Here is a 20,900-nt window from a genome sequence, read left to right as displayed (position 1 = left end):
GTAAAGGAATGGTCATCAGGTTCGGAACTGCTCCATGTCGTTGAGAAAAATGGGTCGTATTCAGTCCGTTGCGCTTGCCGGGCTTGCTCTTCTGGGCATCCTTGGTATTTCTGGTTGGCTGTGGCTTGCCCAGGTATCTGATCGGGTTCTGAACAGCCTGAACCAGCAGACCGGGCAACGCTTTCTCGATAAAGACGTTGTTTTTGATCCGTGGCAGCGAACACTCTCGGTTAATAATGTTGAGTTTGAGCTACAGGGTGTTCAGATCAGTGCAGAGCGATTGCGTTTTGTTTTGAAATATCAACACTGGTGGGAACCCTGGCTGGGAGAAAACAGCGAATTACTCAGTGCGATTGAACTTGATCGTGCCAATATCGCTATTGATCCGGAACGGCTTGTCTCTGCTTTGCCAGGCTGGTTCCGGGTGTTGACGGTTAACCGTGGCAGCCTTTCATTTACCGGAATCGATCAGTCGCTGGGCTTTGATCAACTGACTGTTGCACAAGCCGATGGTAGCAGACTAACGATTCAGCTGGATAACCAGAATGCTGACAACTGGAGCTTCTCCGGTTCTTATCAGGTCAGTGAAGGATTACTCAATGGTGAGGTCAGGTTAGTCAAACTGTCTTTGTTGACGCTGGTTAAGGCCGTTTTACCTGAAGTATTGCCAACGCTTAACAATGAGCTTTTTCCCAATGATGGTCTTGGGACCATGAATGGGACATTATCGCTGTCCTGGGATAAGCAGGCAGGCTTAACCTTGAAAGGCAATGCGCAAGGGCAAAGTGGGCAGCTGTTATTGTCAGGAAAATTGCCGGGAATATCTGCCGAATGGCAACGGTGGCAACTGAGTAACGTGCAATTTTATGGCGATGATCCTGCACAATCTACCGCAGAATTGTCCATTTCAGGTCTTGATGTGAGGGTGCCCGAAACACTGACAGGAGAAGTTTTTCCGATTCAATCAATACACACCATTTTTGCGGTTATTACTTCACTCTCTATCAACGACAGTCGTCTGGAATTTGGCAGTAGTCATTCACACTGGATATTTGAACACGTGAATGGGCGCCTGTTTACCGATGCCGGTTCGAAAAAAGGTAAAGAAAAAGATTCCCGAACCTATCAGGCCAGAGGGGTGCTGGCCAATGTCGGGGATTTTCAGTTGAGTGGTCAATTATCCGGCTCGGCTAATGATTATGCCTTTCAGCTTAACAGTGCCCGTCTGGCAGGGCCTTTGACTGACTATTCAGTCTTCGCCGGTTACAATTGGCGGGGTACTCAATTTGATCTGAGTTACCATAGCCAATGCCATACCGGTCAGGTTGATATTTCAAACTGGCAGACAAAAAAGGTGGCAAATGCCTTACCGGTTTCATCCATCCATTCATTAGCAGCACTGATAACGGATAAATCGGGTAAAGCGGCGATCCCTTTTGCCATTAAGCCCGGTCAATCCAATACATCATTACCGGAGCGTATCCATCTGGCGGTTGAGCAACGTTTGATGGCAATGGCCAGGACACCCTTTGACTACCTTTTCCATGCCACCGGGCATGTGCTTGAACCCGTGCTTCATCATGAAGCCGGTAAAACGGCATTAACGAAGCGATCCCGGGCAAACCTGGAAAGTCTTGTCAACGTGCTCTCCCAGAGACCTCAGTTACGCGTGCTGATTGAAGTGGGGGTTTCTGAATCCAGAGATTGGCCAGAACTGTCCCGTCATGAGCTGGAAGAGGCGTTGCTGGAGTTATACTCAGCGACCCGTTCAGCGGAACCCGCTGACGTGATGACGATTCCGCCCGGGAAGCGGGCGTCACTTCTGGAGCAAATGTATCTGGCTACGCGCTGGCATCAGAAAATTCCTGAAGTGGGTGGGCAGTCGCACGAGCAGAGAGTTGAGGAAGCCGAAACCTGGTTGCTGAAAAACTGGCCAAAGACGCCTGATCAAATAGCGAATCTGCAAAAAGCCAGATACGACTACCTGAAACATGAAATTAGCCGGACTGGAATGGTTTCCGGACATATTGAGTTGACGTTATCATCAGACTCTGACCGAAAAGGGAGTGCGCCTGAGTCGGTCCTAACTCTCCGCTAAGGATCTGTTCACCTGAGCCTGCCAGCGTATGAACATCATGGAACCAATGAATAACAGTACGCTGAATCCGGTGATCAGCCAGCCCTGAGGTTGTTCAGGCCTGAACCAGGCATCAAGAACGCCACTGATAAAATAAAAGCAAAGAATAAAGCAGAGCCAGGATGCAGCTCTCAGACCACGCTTCAGAAGGCCGGGAAGCGGCAGTAGTAAAGGCAGTAGCTGCAGGGCGGAGATGCCAACGATCGAACCTTGTGGAGGATTCAACCACCAGGTTTCTGCCAGCAGAGAGAGAATCAGTCCGGCATAGAGTGCCAGGCAGACTTGGTAGATCCGGTTAGCCTGGTTGATTTTTTGGGGCATGGTCAGAGAATCTCAAGCACGGACTCAGGGGGGCGGCCAATTCTGGCTTTTTCACCATTGACCACAATGGGGCGCTCAATCAACCTGGGAAACTCGCACATAAAGTTGATCAGTTGCTCTTCCGTCAGGGATGGATCGCTGAGGTTATTATCCTTGAACTCCTGTTCACCCTTACGCAGCAGGTCACGGGCATTGATGCCCAGTTTGCCCAGAATGGTTTTCAGCTGACCTGCATCCGGTGGGGTTTCCAGATACAAAACCACCTCAGGAGTGATTCCCTGTTCTTCCAGAATGGTCAGGGTTTGCCGGGATTTTGAACAGCGTGGGTTATGAAAGATAGTAGCGCTCATGGTGACCTTGCCTGGTACGTTTCAAGAACTATAGATATTTTCCGCAAAGCCTACCAATCTCTGTGGATTCTCTGCAAATCATTTGTAATAGGTGTCGGATATAAAGTCAGTCAATGGCATGATGCTATTGGCGACAAGCCTGATCGAATGGTGGCAAAAGTCCTGAAAATACTGAATAAAGGCTCAGGAGAGAGTGTATGTCTATGGTAAGAAAAATACCCGGCACTGTTGTAGTGCTTTTGACCGTTATTTTGGCAGGGTGTGCATCCCGGAACGTAGATTGGGACTACGATACTGAGCGTTCACTGACAGGAATGACCGTTTACCGCTGGATTGAGCCTGCACTTGATGACAGAGTGAAATCCCAAAAACCGGGATATCACGTTGAAGCCCTGATGGATCAGCGAGTGCACAATGCCGTGAATAGTATACTGGCTACCCGGGGGTTCCAACGTGTTGACTCAGATAAAACGGACGTCGATTTTCTGGTCAATTACATTACCAGCCGGAAAACCCGGAGAGAAGAACGACAAGTGACCACTTCTTTCGGTTATGGCTTCAGTCCTTGGGGGCTTGGTTTCAGTACTGATAGTCGGGTTCAGGAATACGAAGAAGGCTCTCTGATTATTGACATTATTGATCCGGAAACCAGGCAGGTGATCTGGCGTGGGCGCTCCAGGGCCAGAATTCAGGAAAATCTCTCTCCGGAACAGCGAACGGTGCGGATTAACGAGGCGGTGGCCAGTATTCTTGAGGGGTTTCCAAGGCCGGAAAAGTGAGTGAATTTCACTCAGTCGGGACTATCCTTATCACCAGATAGTCACCAGTTGATCAATCATGGGTCAGTATTCCGGGCTGAGTCCTTCTTCAGAAAGTTCTGCCAGAACCAGTACCAGACAAAGCGGCATTGCGCTTTCTGTTATCATTCCCTTTTATAACGAAGAGGCGGTGCTTTCAGAATTTCATCGTCGTTTGGTACCTGTTCTTGAAACGCTGAATGAAACGCTGGATATAGTGTCGGAAATTCTCTATATCGATGATGGCAGCTGTGACCGCAGCTTCGATATTATCCAGTCATTTTCTCCTACCGTCTGTGATGTGTTGTGTATTCGCCTGAGTCGTAATTTTGGTAAAGAAGCGGCGATGTCGGCAGGTCTGGAGCATTCGAGCGGTGCGGCTGTCGTGCTTCTTGATGCGGATCTTCAGGACCCGCCGGAACTGATTCCATCCATGCTGGATACCTGGCGCCGGGGCTTTGATGTGGTCAATATGCAACGGCGAAAACGGCAGGGGGAAAGGTGGCTCAAACGATTTTCTGCAGCGGTTTATTACCGATTGCTGAACGCGATGGCCCACTCGGATATACCGGAAAATGTTGGTGATTTCCGTCTGCTGGATCGACAGGTAGTGGACCATATCAATCAGATGCCGGAAAAAAACCGCTATATGAAAGGGATTTTTTCCTGGCCTGGCTATCGTCAGACCAACGTTCTCTTCGATCGTGATCCCCGTTTCTGTGGTGAAACCAAATGGAACTTTTTCAAGCTACTGGGACTGGCTGCTGATGGCATTACTTCTTTTTCCATCAGGCCGCTGCGGCTGGCCACGGTGCTGGGTACTCTGATTGCTCTGAGTGCCTTTTTTTATGGTTCTGCTGTTATTGTCAAAACCCTGCTTTTCGGCGAGGTAGTGACGGGGTATCCCTCCCTGATGGTGGTACAGCTTGGGCTTGGCGGTATTCAGCTGCTCAGTGTCGGTCTGTTGGGGGAGTACATTGGCCGTATTTTTATTGAAACCAAAGGGCGGCCACTCTACTTGACGCAGGATGTGACAAAAAAAACGGCAGTTGTGAAAAGATCAGCACTCAGGTCTGTGGCCAGGCATGTGGCATGAATCAAACAACGATGCTGATTCGGTGGTTGAATCCGTGGCGGCTTTTGTGGCGGCCTGTATGGATAACTTTGCTGGCAGCCCCGGGCATTCGCCTGTTCTCACTGGGTACAATTCCTTTGATGGATACGACGGAAGCTCGCTACAGTGAAATGGCCCGATTAATGGTGGAGACGGGTAACTGGCTGACACCGCAGTTTGATTATGGCGTGCCATTCTGGGGCAAGCCGCCGCTATTCACCTGGATGAGTGCTGCGGGCATTGAGCTGTTTGGTGTCACGGAGTTTGCGGTACGTTTTCCACACTGGCTTGCTGCACTGCTGGTCATTCTGCTGATGGCTTCATTTGCCCGAAAGCTGGGCTTCAGTGGACTGAAAACCAGTGTGCTGATAACGACTTCCGGTATTTTTCTGTGGTCAACCGGTGCGGTGATGACCGATATGGTACTCACCCTGGGAATGGTATTGGCGATGACGGGATTTTATCGCTGCTGGCAGGGGGAGCTGGCATGGGGTTATATTGGATTTATTGGGCTGTCAGTGGGGTTACTTGCAAAAGGACCGTTGATTATCGTCTTGGCGGGATTGGCAGTTGTTCCCTGGCTTGTTCTTCAACACGGTATAAAGAAGTCATTGGTCGTTTTATGGCTGCGCTTTCCAATCGTGTCCGGCGTACTGCTAATGCTGGTGATTGCCCTGCCATGGTATCTGATGGCAGAACAGGCAACGCCGGGATTTCTCAGCTACTTTATTATTGGCGAGCATTTCAACCGGTTTATGGTCAGTGACTGGGCCGGTGATCTCTACGGTGATGCCCATGAACACACCCGGGGGATGATCTGGTTTTTCTGGCTGCTGGCAGGACTTCCCTGGTCTGTAGTACTGCTTGTGTTGTTCTGGTACAGACGACATTGGTTTAGGCATCCTGAACGGTATGTACTTCGGGAGAAGGATGGTCCGATTATCAGTTTTCTGCTGTTATGGATGCTTGCACCTCTGATGCTCTTCTCGTTTGCGGGCAATATTCTGCCAACCTATGTTCTGCCCGGTGTCCCGGCAATGGCCCAGCTGGTGGTGATTTTGTTACCCGGGGGCTTTGCACGGTCGCTCTGGGTGCCTGCCCTTGCGAGTATCGTACCGGTGCTTATTCTTGCCTGTCACCTGGTTCTGCTGGGTGATAGGAGCGAACGTTGGAGCGATAAGGTGCTTATCGAAAAAACAAACGACAAAGATCCTGTTTACTACCTGGGCAGTCGGCCTTTTTCAGGGCGATTTTATAGCCATGGGCGGGCCGGTATTCTGGCTGATGCCCGCTCTGCCACCAACGTTGCGGGTAGCTTTCAACTAATCGGGCGTGGTGCTCAGGTTACGCAGCTGATTACCCATGAAAACCTGCACTGTCAGTTGCAATACATGGCACAAAGCGGTCGTGCTCTTTATCACTGTGGTTATGGGTTGTGAGGCAACTCCGGTTGCTGTGGAAATGGGGCAAAGCCCGGTCGGGTCTGGTTAAATTTGCCTGTGTCGGCGCTCTTGGTTTTCTGTTTGATCTGCTGGTTTTTATTGCAGGATTGAGGGTATTTCACCTGAATGCCATGGAAGCCAGGGGGCTGGCATTTCTGGTAGCGGCGACGGTGACCTGGGTCGGTAACCGAACTTTTACTTTTGATGACTGTTCTTTTGATGGATATTCCAGGGGAAACTGGTTATGCCAGTGGGGTCGGCACATGGCGTCTGCGTGCCTTTCGGCCATTCCCAACCTGTTGGCCTTCCAGCTGGTGCTGGTGCTGGCCGGTACAGGCTGGTTAATGGTCTATGTGGCCCTGTTCGTTGGCATGCTGGCTGGTACGCTGAGTAACTATTGCCTGAGTTCCCACTGGGTGTTTAGCCATTGAGTTCGTTCTGGCGGCAGAGAAGTCTGAATTGCCTGGGTGACAGCTGTGTATGACGGCGGAAAAATCTGGTCATATTGGTTGCCTTATTAAAGCCGTTTTCATCCGTGTTGGACTGGGCAAAGGCATAGGCAGTTTCCAGCATCGTGTCGTGCATTTCAGCAGGCAGATGACCGGAGTTGACCTCCACGTCCACTACTTTCCTGTAGTGATTTTTGCTGAAGTAGGGGTTGTGGGCCAGCATGAACGTGCGTGAAGCTTCTTTGGCATGTGGCTGATTGAACGGGTGTTTACTGGCAAAGTTATCATGCCCTTTGTTGAGGTTTTGGTGAACGGTTCAGGTAATATCCGGTTTGCAGCGGCTAAAAGAGGCTTTTGATCGGGTGATCAGGTAAGATGGGTAATCCTCATGGCAGGGGTTTCTCTATGACCACAGATCTGCAATTCTGGACACCGTTCCGGAACTTTGTCACAGGGGTTATTAAACGCTTTCTGGATAACCACTGCATTGAAAATGCAGCCGCACTGACCTATACGACGCTGTTTGCTGTCGTGCCATTGATGACGGTGACCTACAGCATCCTTTCAGCGGTGCCCAGTCTTCAGGATGTTGGAGATACCATTCAGAACTTTATTTTTGAGAGTTTTGTTCCTTCTACGGGGGAGATGGTTCAATCCTATCTGAACGATTTTTCCAAGCAGGCAAGAAAATTAACCGGTATTGGTATCGCTTTCCTGCTGGTCACTTCCTTTCTGATGCTGAGAACCATTGATAAGGCGTTGAATAATATCTGGCAGGTGACGCATGTGCGCCGTGGCATGTCCGGCTTTCTGCTGTATTGGGCCATACTCAGTCTGGGGCCTGTTCTACTCAGTGTCGGCTTTCTTGCGACTTCCTATCTGGCTTCCGTCAAGCTGGTTTCTGATACCACAGCCATTCTGGGGGGAGAGCAGTGGCTTTTGCGCCTTATGCCCGTTTTTCTCAGTACATTAGTGCTTACCTTGCTGTATATGGCTGTTCCTAACAGGAAGGTGTCGCTTCGACATGCGCTGGCCGGTGCAGTCTTTGTTGCCATTCTGGTTGAGTTGGCCAAGGTTGGCTTTACCTTATTTATTACATTGTCGCCTACCTATCATCTTATTTACGGTGCTTTTGCCGCTGTGCCTCTGTTTCTGCTCTGGGTGTATCTGAGCTGGCTGATGGTACTGCTGGGCGCAGTATTGGTTCGATCCCTGGATCTTTATGGCAAACAAGCCCGGGGTGAACGTCCGCACCCGTTAATTTCGATCTTGTTAATCCTTAAGCACTTGCAGGAAAAGTTCGTGGAGGGGCAGGGGTTGCATTACGCCGATCTGCAGAAGCGTGATTTACCGGTTTCTCTTGATGATTGGGAGTGTCATACCGCCCGGCTAATGGCCATGGGGTTGATCAGCAAGAATGATGGCGGAGAATGGATTCTTGCCAGGGATCTTCGACGGGTCAGCCTGTTTGCGTTCTGTGAGCAGTTGCCCTGGTCGATGCCTCAGGATGAGCAGCTCCGGAATATTCTTATTGCTGATGACCCGAACTGGTTATCTGACTTGATTAAGCGGCTGCAGGCAGCCAACAGCGCCCGGCAGGAAGCGCTGGATTGTTCGCTGGATCAATTACTGTCCAGATGACCATTAACAGGCTTTTATCAGTGCCAGACAACCGGGCTTGGGACTTCGCTCTGAAGCGAGTAAAATCAGACAGATTTACTTGCATTTTTTCTGACAAAAGGCGACAAATCGTTGAGTGAAGCACCTTTAAGCGCATTAATTGGCGCACTCGTTTTCCTCCTGCTGTTCTCTGCATTTTTTTCCAGTTCTGAAACCGGGATGATGGCCATTAACCGCTATCGCCTGAGGCATCTCGCCCGAAAAGGTAACCGGGCAGCAAAAAGAACCAGTAGCCTGCTGGACAGGCCGGATCGGTTGATCGGGGTCATTCTGATCGGCAATAATTTTGTCAACATTCTGGCCTCTGCCCTGGCAACCATTATTGCGGTTCGTCTCTGGGGTGACAGTGGTATTGCTATTGCCACACTGGGTTTGACCTTTGTTGTGCTGATTTTTGGCGAAGTAACACCAAAGACGATAGCTGCCTTGTATCCGGAAAAGGTGGCCTTTCCCGCATCCGTGGTGCTGGTTCCTCTGTTGAAGGTTCTTTATCCGGTGGTTGTGCTGGTTAACTGGATCTGTTCGCTATTGATGAGGCCTTTTGGTATACGGCCGGGTGAGGATGGTGAGGATCAGTTGACCAGTGAAGAGTTGCGAACGCTGGTGAATGAGTCCGGGCTACGTCTGCCGAAGAAGCGTCGTGGCATGTTGCTGGGCATACTTGACCTGGAGAAAGTGCGTGTTGATGACATAATGGTGCCGAGAAATGATGTCTACGGTATCGACATTGAGGACGATATCAAAGCGATCATTCATCAGTTAAGAGACTGTCAGCATACCCGCATGCCGGTTTATCGCGGTGATATCAACAATATTGTCGGTATGCTTCATATGCGCAAGATAGCCCGTCTGCTGACTCTGGAAGAGGTCAACAAGGCGACACTGTTGCAGGAAACGGCTGAGCCTTATTACATCCCCGAATCCACGCCTCTGCATACTCAGCTGTTTAATTTCCAGAAGGCCAAGGAGAGAACAGCCCTGGTTGTGGATGAATACGGTGACATTATGGGGCTGGTCACTCTGGAAGATATTCTTGAAGAGATTGTGGGCGACTTTACCACCGACGTCTCTGACAGTAGCCAGGATATCACGCCCCAGGGGGATGGCAGCTATATCATTGATGGTTCGGCTTCCATTCGTGATGTAAACAAAGCGCTGGGCTGGGATCTGCCAACCGACGATGCCCGTACCATTAATGGTCTGATCACGGAAGAGATGGAAGCGATTCCTGAGGCCAGTGTGTGCTGGAAAATCAATAACTGCCGCTTTGAGATACTTCAGGTAAAAGATAATCGGATCAAGAGCGTCCGGATGTTTATGGCAAAATAATTTTCAAGGATCCTTTTGGTGGATTTGGTCGTATAATCGGTGGAAATTATTATAACAAGGCACAGGATTCGCCATGCATCAAAATGGAGTTCGCTTCTTAGTTAACTGTCTTTTGGAACTTTCAGTTCTATTAGCTCTTGTGGTGCCCCTGTTTTTTGTACAGTGTCTTGCCCAGAACGTAGCTCATGATAAAAATGATTATCCTGTCTGGACCGGGTGGAAGACTGTCGGGTATTCAACGTTGAAATGGGGTTTTTGGGATATTTATGATGCCCAGTTGAAAACGCCTTCCGGCTTCTATGACACTGATAAGCCTCATGCCACGGGCACAGCGCTGCTCATAGACTATCGGCGAAAGATCAGTAAGAAACGATTGCTCTCGGCAACAGATGAGCAGTTTGCCCATCTGGGGGTTTCCCGTAAAACCAGAAAACGTTGGATTCAGGAGTTAGGCAGAATATGGAAGGGGGTTCGAGAGGGTGATCGTCTGGTTTTTGTCCTGACGGGGGCTGGTGGGCGCTTCTATTTTGGTAATGATTTTCTGGGCCAGACGAAGGATATGCAGCTGGCCAGAACCTTCCTGGATATCTGGCTTTCAGACAATACCGCCTATCCGGAACTCCGGCAACAGCTTATTGGGGAATAGCCTGGAGTGAAATAGATGAACACAGGGCTATTGATGCTTGAATAATGGTTTTAGCGAGGTTGCTAACGAGGCACTCCAAGCCATTAGACTATTTCATCTCGTGCGAGGGCGGAAGCGCGTTTACCAGCGACTTTAGCTTGTTCTCTATCACCAGTCGTTTTATAAACTTCTCGGTAAGCTCTCTGATAAGCTCTCCCTTTTTTGGATTGTGCGTAAGCCCTTTGTTGAGCCTTCCCTTTCTCGGACTGTGCGTAAGCCTTCTGACAAGCCCTCCTTTTCTCGGACTGTTTGTAAGCCTGCCGTTTCTCGGACTGTTCGTAAGCTCGTTTTAAAGCCTTCCGTTTCTCAGACTGCTCATACGCTCGTTTTGAAGCCTTTCGTTTCTCGCACTGTGCGTAAGCCTTATGGTAAGCCTTCGCTTTTTCGGACCGTGCGTAAGCCTTTCGGTAAGCCTTCCCTTTCTCGGACTGTGCCCAGGCTCGTCTGGAAGCCTTACGTTTTTCGGCTTTTACGTAATCCGTCTGATAATTCTTACCATGGGAGATGGTCAGATATTCACCCGAGCTGCAAGCAGAAACTTTAACATTCAGCTCATTGTCTGCAGGAGGTGTATTTTGTTGATGCAGTTCACCATTTAGTTGAGTGGTAACAGTAGCAATTGATACCGTTGGCTGCTGAAGAAAGTGTTTAGTCGTTTTATCAGTACGCATAGCGCATAGAATATTAGCTACTTCCACAACGTCACGGGAGAAGGCCTGACATGATGTGGCAGATTGAGAAAAAGCAGGATCTTGAAAATATGAAAGCTGATTGGTAGCTGTATCAAAACAAGCAGAACAGGTAGGTTTATCCATTGAAATATTGAAATATTGAAATATTGAAATATTGAAATATTTAATTTCAGCTTGAGACCACCCATTTTAATAAAGGTTCCTCCGAACACTGAAGTGGTTTAATAACTCAATGCACCTTGTTAAGCACAATTGTACAGTTTATGTCGAGGTAGAAAGTAACAGCGCAGCGTGAACATTATTCTCCTGAATTTAAACGTAAAGCCATGGATTGCCGGCTTTCAGGTTGATTTCTGTGTTGTGAACTCTCAGGTTCAGGAACTCGTGAGGAACTTTTATAGATAAAGAGCAGTCCTAACTCATAATTCAATTATTCAATAATTCAGTTATTCAATGATATATCCGAATATTAATGCAGATTCCTTGTGTTCTGAGTTTCACAAAGCGTATGAATCTTTTATGTCGAACAATCGATCAGCTTCGAGGGGCTGGCCACAGCAAAGTGCTTTAGCATTCGGACTGCAAGTGGAAGAAATTCCACCAAGCAATTATTTAAACACCTTGGTTTCATCTGATGGAAGCTTTGATAACTCATTCAGTGATTTTCATTTTAAATTTAAAAAAGTGCCAGCTAGTATTATTTCTTCTCACGCTTCGGAACAAAGTGAGCCGTTAGACTTATCACATGAATTCAGGCTATACCAACAAGCCGACCAACATATCGAAATCCTTACCGGGCAATCAGAGTTAAGAATTGGTCAGGTTTGGAGTATGGCTGGTGAATTGAGTTCTGACTCATACTCTATAAATGATCAACATCCTGCAATTATTTCAACATTGCAAGACACCTCTGGAAACTGTCTTTCAGGTTTAACGACATTAACCGCACAAAGCTTGTCAGTTGCTGATATTCATTACAAACCTTGTGGAATCGCTAATCCGTTGTTTAATAATCAAAACCCTGTTGATCCCTGTTCCACCTCAGTGGTGAGGCTTTCTCTTGTTAACCCTCAATTAAATAGTGAGTGCCTTCGACGGAATACGCCTCCTGCAGGCAATGAGTGGGATTTTAAAGCTTCTGCTAACGGCTCTGGTGAATCTCTGACCCTATCTCATGAAAAGACTTGCCTTAAGGCTTACGTACGGCCCGAAAAACAGGAGGTTTCCAAACGAACCCGGGAACAAATCGAGAAAAGAAAGGCTTACGAACTGTCTGAGAAACGGAAGGCTTATAAGAAGGAATACCAGAGGGTTTACCGTCAGACCGAAAAAGGGAAGGCCTGCCGGAAGGCTCACCAGAAGGCTTACCGTGAGTCCGAAAAAGGGAAGGCTTGGTGGAAGTCTTACGCAAAGTCCGAGAAAAGAAGGGCATACCAGAAGGCTTACCGTGAGTCCGAAAAAGGGAAGGCTTGGTGGAAATCTTACGAACAGTCCGAGAAAAGAAGGGCTTCCCAGAAGGCTTATCGTTCGTCCGAAAAAGGGCGGGCTTACCAGAAGGCTTACGAACAGCGTGAGGAACGGAAAGCTTACCAGAAGGCTTACCAGAGGGCTTACAAGGCAGTTTTTAAGAATACCGGTAATAGAGAACAAGCAAGAATCGCTGGAAAGCAAGCTGTCCTGCTTGTAAGAGAACCGAATAAAGTAAAAAACAATGAGCGTGAATCAACCCCTGTATCTCTAATCCCCTGATTTTTGAATTTACTGTTTTTGGTAATCTTGATCAGTCGCTCTCTGTGGCTAATACTGAATCGTGAAAGTTTGGTAAACCGGAACTTCATGGGGTGGAGATGGAGAATAAGGGGGGGGGCTGGCTACTACGAGTCCATTGACCTGACTCGTCATATAGTCGGAGAATTAGCTGGTAAAGTCGTTTAGCAACGTTAGTCAGGCTGTGGTCTTTATGAATGTGGCCGGTATGAAGTCGGTATGAAGCACTATTTGAAATAATGCAGCCTGTTCAATGAGTATTTATGGAGGCATCGGTGAGGATAAAAAGAACATGGGAATGCTTTCTGGTTGCTGTACTGTTGGTGGTCCTTGTGGCCTGTAGCAAACCAGTTACTTTTACCGATGTAAACGGGGATCCTGTTTCCCTTGCCAGTGATGATGATCAATGGCTGGCGTTGAATTTCTGGGCAGAATGGTGTGATCCCTGCCGGGAGGAAGTTCCGGAGCTGAATGACTTGGCCAGTGATGGCCGGGTCAGAGTGCTCGGCGTTGATTTTGACAGTAGCCGAGGGGACTCATTAATCCGTAAGGTAAAAGCATTGGATATCCGATTCCCGGTACTTCAGGAGTCACCTTTGACCGTGTTGAACGAGCCGCCTCCCCGGGTATTGCCCGCTACTTATATTATTTCACCGGAAGGTAAAGTAGTGACCAAACTGTTTGGACCACAGACCCGGAAAAGCCTTGAAAAGCAGATTCAACGGTTAAGTGTACATCAACGACAGGAAACCTCATCAAATGGCTGATGTGTGCAAAAGAGCCTTTGTCGAAGGCAGAGTACAGGGTGTCTGGTTTCGAGGCTCAACCCAGGAGAGGGCTCGCCGTTTAGGTATCGGTGGCTGGGCCAGAAACCTGCCGGATGGCAGGGTTGAAGTATTGATGTGTGGATCGGAAGGAGCGGTAGCCAAGTTGGAAGAGTGGCTTCATAAAGGACCACCTCTGGCCAGGGTGGTTAATATTTCCATTGCAGAAGAATCTTTGCAGGTTTTTGACTCGTTTACCACGAATTAATTCACAATCCAGTGACGCTCCCAATTGGTTAATACCCGCTCCGGGTACCAGGTTTTACCCAGGCTGCCATTGTATCTGGCCAGTGCCCTGGTCAGGTTGCCGTTCTCCTTCTCCAGGTAGTAACTGAGAATGGTGCAGCCATAGCGCAGGTTGGTCTCGATGGTGATGAGGTTATCCTTATCCCGGCCAATAACATCTTTCCAAAACGGCATAATCTGCATCAAACCCTGGGCACCGGCCGAAGAAACAGCGTATTGGTCAAAGGCAGATTCTGTCTGGATCAGTGCCAGCACCAGTTCCGGTTGCAAATCAACTTTGGATGCTTCGAAGTGAATCATTTTGAGCACTTTGAGCCGCAGGGCAGGATCTTTGATAAACCTGGATAAACGGGTCGACATATCAACCAGCCAGACCTCGGCTTCAAAGGGATCATCGAAGCTGCTGGGTTGATCCAGCGAACGTGACAGTACTTCCTGTAATATCGGGTCGTGCCATTCAGCATGACTGGCTATTGGTAGCGCAAGCGGTATGCCAAGAACGACCGCAAGCCCCAAAGCCCGTATCGGGGCTTTGGAGGTGGCGGCTTTCAGCAAGTTACTGAGCGAGAGTAAAGAGCTATCGGTCAATAAAGTACCGTTAGCGATTGGTGCGCTTTTTAAGTAAGTCGATGATTTCACTGAGCTGTATATCTTCTTTGTCGTTTGCCGTCCGATGCTTGTATTCCACCATGCCATCGGCCAGACCCCGGTCACTGAGTACCACGCGGTGTGGAATACCGATAAGCTCCATGTCGGCAAACTTAACACCGGGACTGGCTTTTCTGTCGTCCATCAGAACTTCAAAGCCTTCAGCCGTCAGTTCCTGGTAAAGTTTGTCGGCTGCTTCGCGGACGACTTCGGATTTTTCGATCTTCAGAGGGACCAGGGCAATCTGGAAAGGTGCAATGGCTTCCGGCCAGATAATTCCACGGTCATCGTAGTTCTGCTCAATGGCGGCAGCAGCGGTTCTGGACACCCCGATACCATAGCAGCCCATAGCCAGAGGAATGCTCTTGCCATTCTCGCTGAGAACCGTAGCGTTCATGGATTCGCTGTATTTGGTACCCAGCTGGAAAATATGGCCAACTTCGATACCACGTTTGATAAACAGCTGTCCTTTACCGCATGGGCTTGGGTCACCTTCCTGAATATTACGCAGGTCTTCTACCCGGCTAAAGGTGCAGTCACGTTCCCAGTTGATACCAAAGTAGTGCTTGCCTTCGATGTTGGCACCCGCACCGAAGTCGGCCATTTTCTCTACGGTGCGATCAACAATCAGCGGGATTGGGCAGTTAACCGGGCCGAGGGAGCCAGGGCCAGCGCCCATGATGTGCCTGACTTCTTCTTCGGTGGCAAAGCGCAGGGGAGAAGCGACCTCTGCGAGGTTTTCAGCCTTGACTTCGTTGAGCTCGTGATCGCCACGGATCAGCAGGGCAATGAAGTCACTTTCAGCGTCTTCTGCTGCAGCCACAATCAGCGTCTTGATGGTTTTTTCAACAGGCAGGTTGAACTGTTCTATCAGCTGATCGATGGTCTTGGCATCCGGAGTGTCAACCAGTGTCATCGCTTCGGAGGGTGCTGGGCGGTCACCTTCAGGGGCAATTGCTTCTGCTTTCTCAATATTGGCCGCGTAATCGCTCTGGTCACTGAATACGATGGCGTCTTCACCGGACTCGGCAAGAACATGGAACTCCTGGGAACCGCTGCCGCCAATTGCGCCACTGTCAGCCTGAACGGCACGGAACTCAAGACCCAGACGGTCAAAGATACGGCAGTAGGTGGCGTGCATATTCTGATATTCTGTTTGCAGACACGCTTCAGTTGCATGGAATGAGTAAGCATCTTTCATCAGAAACTCACGACCACGCATCAGGCCAAAACGTGGGCGACGCTCATCACGGAACTTGGTCTGGATCTGGTACAGGTTGATCGGCAGCTGTTTGTAACTGTTCAGGTCATTACGGGCGATGTCTGTGATGACTTCTTCATGGGTTGGGCCAATGACAAAATCACGACCATGGCGATCCTGAAAACGCAGCAGCTCAGCTCCAAACTGATCCCAGCGCCCGGTTTCCTGCCAGAGCTCTGCCGGTTGAACCGCGGGCATCAGGGTTTCCAATGCGCCAGAGCGATTCATCTCTTCACGAACAATATTTTCTACTTTTTGCAGAACTCTCAGACCCAGAGGCAGCCAGGTATAGAGGCCGGATGCCAGTTTGCGGATCATGCCTGCGCGCAGCATCAGCTGATGGCTGATGACCACGGCATCGGCAGGAGTCTCCTTGAGGGTTGGAATCAGATACTGACTGGTTCTCATGTGCTCATTTACCAGGCTATTCAAAAAAAGCTTGTCAAAATTTGACGTTAATTAATGCGCCATTTTAAGGCCAATCGGTTATTATACCAACCGCTGTTTCAAAATCCCCTGTTGTTGATCATTGGTTCTGAATAATCCCTTTTGTACCGTGTACAACAGGCTGGAACAAGGCTAAGTTACCGTTAATGGTTGAATCAGCTAAACTCCCATAAAATCTACGTTGTAGGGGAGTGATATGCAATCTGAACTCTTCCAGAATTTTATTGATTCCATTTCAACATTAACCAGTGAACAGCGAGACATTCTTAACAACTCGCTCCTTAGTACTCAAATAGAGGTTACCGAGGTAGTAGAAACCACTGACTCTGAACCTGTTTACAGTGAATCTATACCCAATAACGATAATGCAACACCTGACGTAGAAAAGAGCATACTTGCCCAATTTGCCGAAAACCCCAGGTGCCCCAAATGCAAAAGCCATAGCGTTGGTCGCTGGGGCATACGAAATGGCCGACAGCGCTACCACTGCAAGACTTGCGACTCAACGTTTAACGCCTTTAGTGGAACGCCTTTGGCAAGGCTCAGGCACCCTGAAAAATGGAACAAGTACCTCGCAGGTATGACTCACTCTATGGTCTTGCGACCAGCTGCTGCTGAGAATGCCATTGACTTGAAAACTGCGTTCCGCTGGCGTCACCGCTTTCTTGAAGTGATTAATAATGATCAAGCAGAAGAGCTTTGTGGCATTACTGAGCTTGATGAAACATTTTTCCGTGAATCCTTCAAAGGGCAAAGAGAAGGCCTTCCACGGCCAACCCGAAAGCGGGGTAATGATCCCAACAAAGCCCGAAAAGTCCCGGTAATGGTGGCTCGGGACCGTAATCGAAATACCGTTGACGGTGTATTAGAAAACGAAAGTGCTAATGAATTGTGCAGGCATTTAAATGGCCGCATATCGATACAGGCCACGGTCTGTGCGGATGCACACCTCGCTCACGAAAAACTTGCTGACAAGCTTGGATTTGTCTTCAAGGAGCTGGTGACATCAGCAGGTCAACATGTTGTTGAAGGCATCTACCACATCCAGACTGTAAATTCTTATCACAGTCATTTAAAACGCTGGATTGGCGGCGTATTCCAAGGGGTTGCAACTCGTTACCTTCCCCATTATCTGGCCTGGAGGCGAGAACTGACGGCAGCAAAAAAATTAACTGTTGGCCGGTTGATCAGCAGAATTACTGAACATTGGTGCTTCCAACCATTAACGGTAACTTAGCCCTGGAACAAGATGAAAAACGCTTTCTCTATTCTATTTTTTACTGGATGGGTCGTGTTGTGAGTAGCTTTGAACTGGATCCCCGGCTGGCAGGAGATTGTGTTGTTGTCGGTGATTTTCCTGTTTGTCGCCTTTTACTGATGAATGACAGCCAGTATCCCTGGTTTATTCTGGTGCCCCGTATTCAGGGAGTGGAAGAGATTTATCAATTGGATGACGCTGCTCAACAACAACTGCTTGTTGAATCCTGTTATCTTGCGGAAATGCTGCAGGTGCTTTTCTCGGCGGAAAAGATCAATGTAGCAGCACTGGGTAATGTGGTTCGACAGCTGCATGTACATCATGTTGTCCGTTACAGCACTGATCCTGCCTGGCCAGCGCCAGTATGGGGCAGGCATCCCACGAGACCTTATACTGATGAAGCGCTTTCAGAGGTTATGCAAAAGCTGAAAAAAAGCATTGCGGATATGCCTTCTTTTCAGTGGGCTGAAACGGACAGGTAAGGTAAATTTGGAACGCTGAGGCGCAAGGAGTAGACTGCGCACCTTATTCCACTTTCAGTTGCTGTGTAATTGATCTTTTATGCTGGTTTATGGCCGAAAGTGGTTTGGCTGGCTGCCTGTGGGAGTAACAAACTATGCTTGATGAACTGCTTGAGCTGCAAACCCAGTTGAGTTATCAGGAGGATACGATTGCTCAATTGAATGAAGTGGTTACCCGGCAGCAGAAAGATATTGACCGGTTGACCGAAGCCATGACTCAACTGAAAAAGCAATTTGAAGAGATGGTTGCGGAACAGTTGGAAAGTCAGGAAGAGTTACCTCCTCCCCATTATTGATATTGATTAGACTATTTCCGGGTTCTTTTGGCTGGAATTCACCTATCCAGCCAAAAGACGGAAACTAGCTATCTTCCCTTGGGTGCGGCAATGACATCTTCTGCCTGAAGACCTTTGTCTTTCTCAACCACAATGAATTCAACCCGCTGTCCCTCGCTGAGGGTTCGGTGCCCTTCGCCGCGTATAGCGCGGTAATGCACAAAGACATCTTCACCCATGTCACGGGTAATAAAACCAAATCCTTTAGTGACATTGAACCATTTGACAGAGCCGGTTTCCCGGCCAGAGAGGTCAGGCAGTTCAGTCTGTGAGCCGGGAAGGCGGTTCAGGTTAGCGATGACATGAAACAAGGTACCCGTGCTGATAGAAAATAACGTAACCTGGTCAAGCGTAATGGCAGAAATCATCAGGGTGTTGTTAAAGGCGAAGACAATAGCCGCACCAAGTGCTGCTAACAGCAGGATGGAACCGGTTATCTGCAGCCACCTTTGGTAGCTGTTGCGGCTGTTCAGGTAGGCTCCTGTCATCAAATTTACTGAAGCAGCCATCAGCAATAATGCGATTATCGGGTTCGCTGGATTGGCTGCTGCTGGTGATGGTTGGTACAGGTTGGTCATGATGGCAATGACGAAAAAAAATGCCAAAAGGCCCGTAAAAAGATGAAGCGTTTTTAAATGTTTCAAGGCATGTTCCCTTTATTTGTTATCAGTATCAGTGCAACTTATTCTGATGGAACACATGGTTTCCCATATCAGTCGTTAATGTACCTTTATGATGTTTTTTTCTCAAATATTGACGAGCCTGATGAACACTTATTGATATGTGCCAAAGCCTCCCACAACAAAGTTGAGTAGACTGTCGCCTCTTTCAGGGGGGCGGCAGTTTATGAGTAGAGTTGATGGACGCAAGCTAAGCCACACTGTTCGCGAGTCTATTCGCATAGAGGCTATTCAAAAGTGGTTGGATGGTGCTGATGTCAAAGAAATTTCGTAACTATTCAGCACTGAGCAAAGGCATATTACAGTAATTCCGAACAGCTCTATGAAGTGATTGATATATGTCCATTCCCTGTTTTCTGGCAGACGACAAATAGCTGCGAATCCGTGCAAACATAGAACCACCGTCTGCACTCCTGAAGCAGCCTGAGATTTTCTGCTTTAACTTGGCCATTCGAACATCCCGCTCACTGCCATTGTTATCGAAGGGAATGGTAAAATCTGACATGAAGCGCAGTGTCTCAGCCTTGAACTCAGTGAGTCGTTTGAAGAGATTGTAAGCTTTAGTATTCTTGACTTTCTTGCGCTTAAGCTCCTCTCGTTGCTTCTCCATATAGACGACTTCTTTCATTAGAGCCCGCTGAAGCAACCGGTCATAAATCTTCTCGATTCGTTCACAGACAACACTTGGCATCTGTAGCATACCTATGGTCTTAAAGCCCTTGCAGTAATGCCAGGAAAGCCTCAGTAGCTTCATCAATCGCAACGCCAGTTGATTGCTGTCCCTATCAACAACACCCAAAAGCTCCCTCAGGTGATGGGCATTGCAAAGTACGTGAGTTGCCGCATATGCAAAATAGGATTTCCAATGATCATGAACCAGAACGCCTGCAAATGTTAGCAGTATGCCCATCGTGTCCATGGCCTCACGACCTCGCTTTTCAGACAAGTAGTAGAGCGTCCATTGTTCATCCCGCATAACGTGTAGCCAGTGCAAAGAGCCCTCGGCCCGCATACCCGTTTCATCGGCTCCGGCAACAGACGATTCCCGCAAGGCGTCACGAATAACCTCTTCAGTAGAAGCCAGATTTTCATAGGTTCTGGCCACAAAATTGGCGACAGTGCCTGCACTTACACTCATTTTATAGAGAGTATTAAAATACTCTGACACGCGCTTAAAAGGCAGGAAATGGTATTGGTTAAGATAGACGGCCATAGCCTGTGTGGCTGAGCCATATTGTGCGGCAGCGGTAACACCTTCCGGGAATTCAGCCTGATTCCGACAACCACAAGTGCAGATTTTTACTTCAGCTCTATGGGCCGTTACTTCAAATTCACCCGGTCTCCCTGGTTCAAACACCTGTCGTTCAATATATTTGACCGGCTCACTATCAAGAAGAGACGCCTGACATTTATTGCATTCTTTAACCGGAAGGTACTCAATATAGTCAGGGATATCGACCTGTTTAAGACAAGTGCCCTGATGCCCTTTCTTTCCACCGGCTTTATTACCAGAAGACTGTCTCAGACTTTTAGGATTGGGTTTTTCATCCGATGGATCGGTACCTTTATCTGCGGAAAGGTCGTCAGAATGATCTGGAGAATTACTGTTTTTACAAGGTTTTTGATAACCATCAGACGATGGCGGCTTGCTGCTGTTTTGACTGTTCTTGCCAACCTTTTCTTCCAATTCTCGACATCGCTCTTCCAGACAGGCAACTCTCATCCGCAGCTCTGCATTCTCTTTCAAGAGAATCTCAGCCGACATAGTTGCGGGTAGTTCTGGAATCATGCTGGCGAATATTGTGGAAAAATGGTGCTTAAGAGGATGGTATAAAAATCAGAAAATTCCAGATTTATGTGGGGGTGCTGAACAGTTACATTATTTCTTTACCGGGTTATAGACATAAAGAATGAAAA

At 48.4% G+C, this 20,900-nt stretch carries 23 protein-coding genes; 14 read left to right on the top strand and 9 right to left on the bottom strand.

Features of this window, described 5'->3' with window-relative positions; genetic code table 11:
* Window positions 1-34 precede the first annotated feature (34 nt).
* Window positions 35-2,098 (top strand): hypothetical protein, encoded by a 2,064-nt coding sequence (locus MJO57_RS20640; protein ID WP_252018345.1) that lies wholly within the window; start codon window positions 35-37, stop codon window positions 2,096-2,098.
* On the opposite strand, the gene MJO57_RS20635 is transcribed toward MJO57_RS20640, so the two are convergent.
* Window positions 2,084-2,458: a DUF2069 domain-containing protein gene (locus tag MJO57_RS20635; RefSeq protein ID WP_252018343.1), complete on the bottom strand. Its 375-nt coding sequence runs from the start codon at window positions 2,456-2,458 to the stop codon at window positions 2,084-2,086. The genes MJO57_RS20640 and MJO57_RS20635 overlap by 15 nt on opposite strands.
* A 2-nt stretch (window positions 2,459-2,460) precedes the next feature.
* Window positions 2,461-2,808, bottom strand: coding sequence for an arsenate reductase (glutaredoxin) (arsC, locus tag MJO57_RS20630; RefSeq protein WP_252018341.1), 348 nt, complete (start codon window positions 2,806-2,808; stop codon window positions 2,461-2,463).
* A 197-nt stretch (window positions 2,809-3,005) separates the two neighbouring features.
* Between arsC and MJO57_RS20625 the strand changes: the two genes are divergently transcribed.
* The 4 genes from MJO57_RS20625 to MJO57_RS20610 all read left to right on the top strand — a co-directional run bounded on the left by MJO57_RS20625 (window position 3,006) and on the right by MJO57_RS20610 (window position 6,592).
* Window positions 3,006-3,587, top strand: coding sequence for a DUF4136 domain-containing protein (locus tag MJO57_RS20625; protein WP_252018339.1), 582 nt, complete (start codon window positions 3,006-3,008; stop codon window positions 3,585-3,587).
* A 58-nt stretch (window positions 3,588-3,645) separates the two neighbouring features.
* Window positions 3,646-4,701, top strand: a complete 1,056-nt coding sequence (locus MJO57_RS20620; protein ID WP_252018338.1) for a glycosyltransferase family 2 protein — start codon at window positions 3,646-3,648, stop codon at window positions 4,699-4,701.
* Between the two features lie 119 nt (window positions 4,702-4,820).
* Window positions 4,821-6,158 (top strand): glycosyltransferase family 39 protein, encoded by a 1,338-nt coding sequence (locus MJO57_RS20615; protein ID WP_252018337.1) that lies wholly within the window; start codon window positions 4,821-4,823, stop codon window positions 6,156-6,158.
* Window positions 6,155-6,592, top strand: coding sequence for a GtrA family protein (locus MJO57_RS20610; protein WP_252018336.1), 438 nt, complete (start codon window positions 6,155-6,157; stop codon window positions 6,590-6,592). Before MJO57_RS20615 ends, MJO57_RS20610 begins: the two co-directional genes overlap by 4 nt.
* Here the strand turns inward: MJO57_RS20610 and MJO57_RS20605 are convergent.
* On the bottom strand, window positions 6,582-6,833 hold the full coding sequence (locus tag MJO57_RS20605) for a helix-turn-helix domain-containing protein (protein ID WP_252018335.1): 252 nt from the start codon (window positions 6,831-6,833) through the stop codon (window positions 6,582-6,584). The two genes, MJO57_RS20610 and MJO57_RS20605, sit on opposite strands and share 11 nt — an antisense overlap.
* A 182-nt stretch (window positions 6,834-7,015) precedes the next feature.
* Here MJO57_RS20605 and MJO57_RS20600 point away from each other — a divergent pair, with 182 nt between their 5' ends.
* Window positions 7,016-8,251 carry a YihY family inner membrane protein gene (locus MJO57_RS20600; RefSeq protein WP_252018334.1) on the top strand — a complete coding sequence of 412 codons (1,236 nt, stop codon included), beginning with the start codon at window positions 7,016-7,018 and terminating at the stop codon, window positions 8,249-8,251.
* 65 nt (window positions 8,252-8,316) lie between these two features.
* Here the strand turns inward: MJO57_RS20600 and MJO57_RS20595 are convergent, their stop codons facing one another.
* Window positions 8,317-8,460: a hypothetical protein gene (locus MJO57_RS20595; RefSeq protein WP_252027160.1), complete on the bottom strand. Its 144-nt coding sequence runs from the start codon at window positions 8,458-8,460 to the stop codon at window positions 8,317-8,319.
* On the opposite strand from MJO57_RS20595, the gene MJO57_RS20590 reads away from it, so the two are divergent.
* The gene (locus tag MJO57_RS20590) at window positions 8,411-9,619 is read left to right on the top strand and encodes an HlyC/CorC family transporter (RefSeq protein ID WP_252027082.1); all 1,209 of its coding nucleotides are present in this window, start codon (window positions 8,411-8,413) and stop codon (window positions 9,617-9,619) included. The two genes, MJO57_RS20595 and MJO57_RS20590, sit on opposite strands and share 50 nt — an antisense overlap.
* A gap of 241 nt (window positions 9,620-9,860) precedes the next feature.
* Entirely contained in the window at window positions 9,861-10,265 is a 405-nt protein-coding gene (locus MJO57_RS20585) for a chalcone isomerase family protein (RefSeq protein ID WP_252018333.1), read from the top strand.
* Window positions 10,266-10,348: 83 nt separating this feature from the next.
* On the opposite strand, the gene MJO57_RS20580 is transcribed toward MJO57_RS20585, so the two are convergent.
* On the bottom strand, window positions 10,349-11,119 hold the full coding sequence (locus tag MJO57_RS20580) for a hypothetical protein (protein WP_252018332.1): 771 nt from the start codon (window positions 11,117-11,119) through the stop codon (window positions 10,349-10,351).
* A gap of 396 nt (window positions 11,120-11,515) precedes the next feature.
* On the opposite strand from MJO57_RS20580, the gene MJO57_RS20575 reads away from it, so the two are divergent.
* The 3 genes from MJO57_RS20575 (at window position 11,516) to MJO57_RS20565 (ending at window position 13,795) form a co-directional block, all read left to right on the top strand.
* Window positions 11,516-12,745 carry a hypothetical protein gene (locus MJO57_RS20575; RefSeq protein WP_252018331.1) on the top strand — a complete coding sequence of 410 codons (1,230 nt, stop codon included), beginning with the start codon at window positions 11,516-11,518 and terminating at the stop codon, window positions 12,743-12,745.
* 350 nt (window positions 12,746-13,095) lie between these two features.
* Window positions 13,096-13,530, top strand: coding sequence for a TlpA disulfide reductase family protein (locus tag MJO57_RS20570; protein ID WP_252018330.1), 435 nt, complete (start codon window positions 13,096-13,098; stop codon window positions 13,528-13,530).
* Window positions 13,523-13,795, top strand: coding sequence for an acylphosphatase (locus tag MJO57_RS20565; RefSeq protein ID WP_252018329.1), 273 nt, complete (start codon window positions 13,523-13,525; stop codon window positions 13,793-13,795). Before MJO57_RS20570 ends, MJO57_RS20565 begins: the two co-directional genes overlap by 8 nt.
* Here MJO57_RS20565 and MJO57_RS20560 read toward each other — a convergent pair.
* Window positions 13,792-14,421, bottom strand: coding sequence for a lytic transglycosylase domain-containing protein (locus MJO57_RS20560; protein ID WP_252018328.1), 630 nt, complete (start codon window positions 14,419-14,421; stop codon window positions 13,792-13,794). The two genes, MJO57_RS20565 and MJO57_RS20560, sit on opposite strands and share 4 nt — an antisense overlap.
* A gap of 10 nt (window positions 14,422-14,431) precedes the next feature.
* Entirely contained in the window at window positions 14,432-16,150 is a 1,719-nt protein-coding gene (locus MJO57_RS20555; protein WP_252018327.1) for a proline--tRNA ligase, read from the bottom strand.
* Between the two features lie 235 nt (window positions 16,151-16,385).
* Between MJO57_RS20555 and MJO57_RS20550 the strand changes: the two genes are divergently transcribed.
* The 3 genes from MJO57_RS20550 (at window position 16,386) to MJO57_RS20540 (ending at window position 18,264) form a co-directional block, all read left to right on the top strand.
* Window positions 16,386-17,426: an IS1595 family transposase gene (locus MJO57_RS20550; protein WP_252017335.1), complete on the top strand. Its 1,041-nt coding sequence runs from the start codon at window positions 16,386-16,388 to the stop codon at window positions 17,424-17,426.
* Window positions 17,427-17,473: 47 nt separating this feature from the next.
* Window positions 17,474-17,929, top strand: a complete 456-nt coding sequence (locus MJO57_RS20545) for an HIT domain-containing protein (RefSeq protein ID WP_252027081.1) — start codon at window positions 17,474-17,476, stop codon at window positions 17,927-17,929.
* Window positions 17,930-18,063: 134 nt separating this feature from the next.
* Window positions 18,064-18,264 (top strand): SlyX family protein, encoded by a 201-nt coding sequence (locus tag MJO57_RS20540; protein WP_252018324.1) that lies wholly within the window; start codon window positions 18,064-18,066, stop codon window positions 18,262-18,264.
* A 68-nt stretch (window positions 18,265-18,332) separates the two neighbouring features.
* On the opposite strand, the gene MJO57_RS20535 is transcribed toward MJO57_RS20540, so the two are convergent.
* Window positions 18,333-18,563, bottom strand: a complete 231-nt coding sequence (locus MJO57_RS20535) for a cold-shock protein (RefSeq protein ID WP_252027080.1) — start codon at window positions 18,561-18,563, stop codon at window positions 18,333-18,335.
* Window positions 18,564-19,257: 694 nt separating this feature from the next.
* Entirely contained in the window at window positions 19,258-20,772 is a 1,515-nt protein-coding gene (locus MJO57_RS20530; RefSeq protein WP_252017330.1) for an IS66 family transposase, read from the bottom strand.
* Between the last annotated feature and the right edge of the window lie 128 nt (window positions 20,773-20,900).

Origin of the sequence: Endozoicomonas sp. SCSIO W0465, from assembly GCF_023716865.1 — a bacterium.
Taxonomy (GTDB): domain Bacteria; phylum Pseudomonadota; class Gammaproteobacteria; order Pseudomonadales; family Endozoicomonadaceae; genus Endozoicomonas.
The sequence above is the reverse complement of the archived record's forward strand: the minus strand, read 5'-3'. Positions and strand labels throughout refer to the sequence as shown.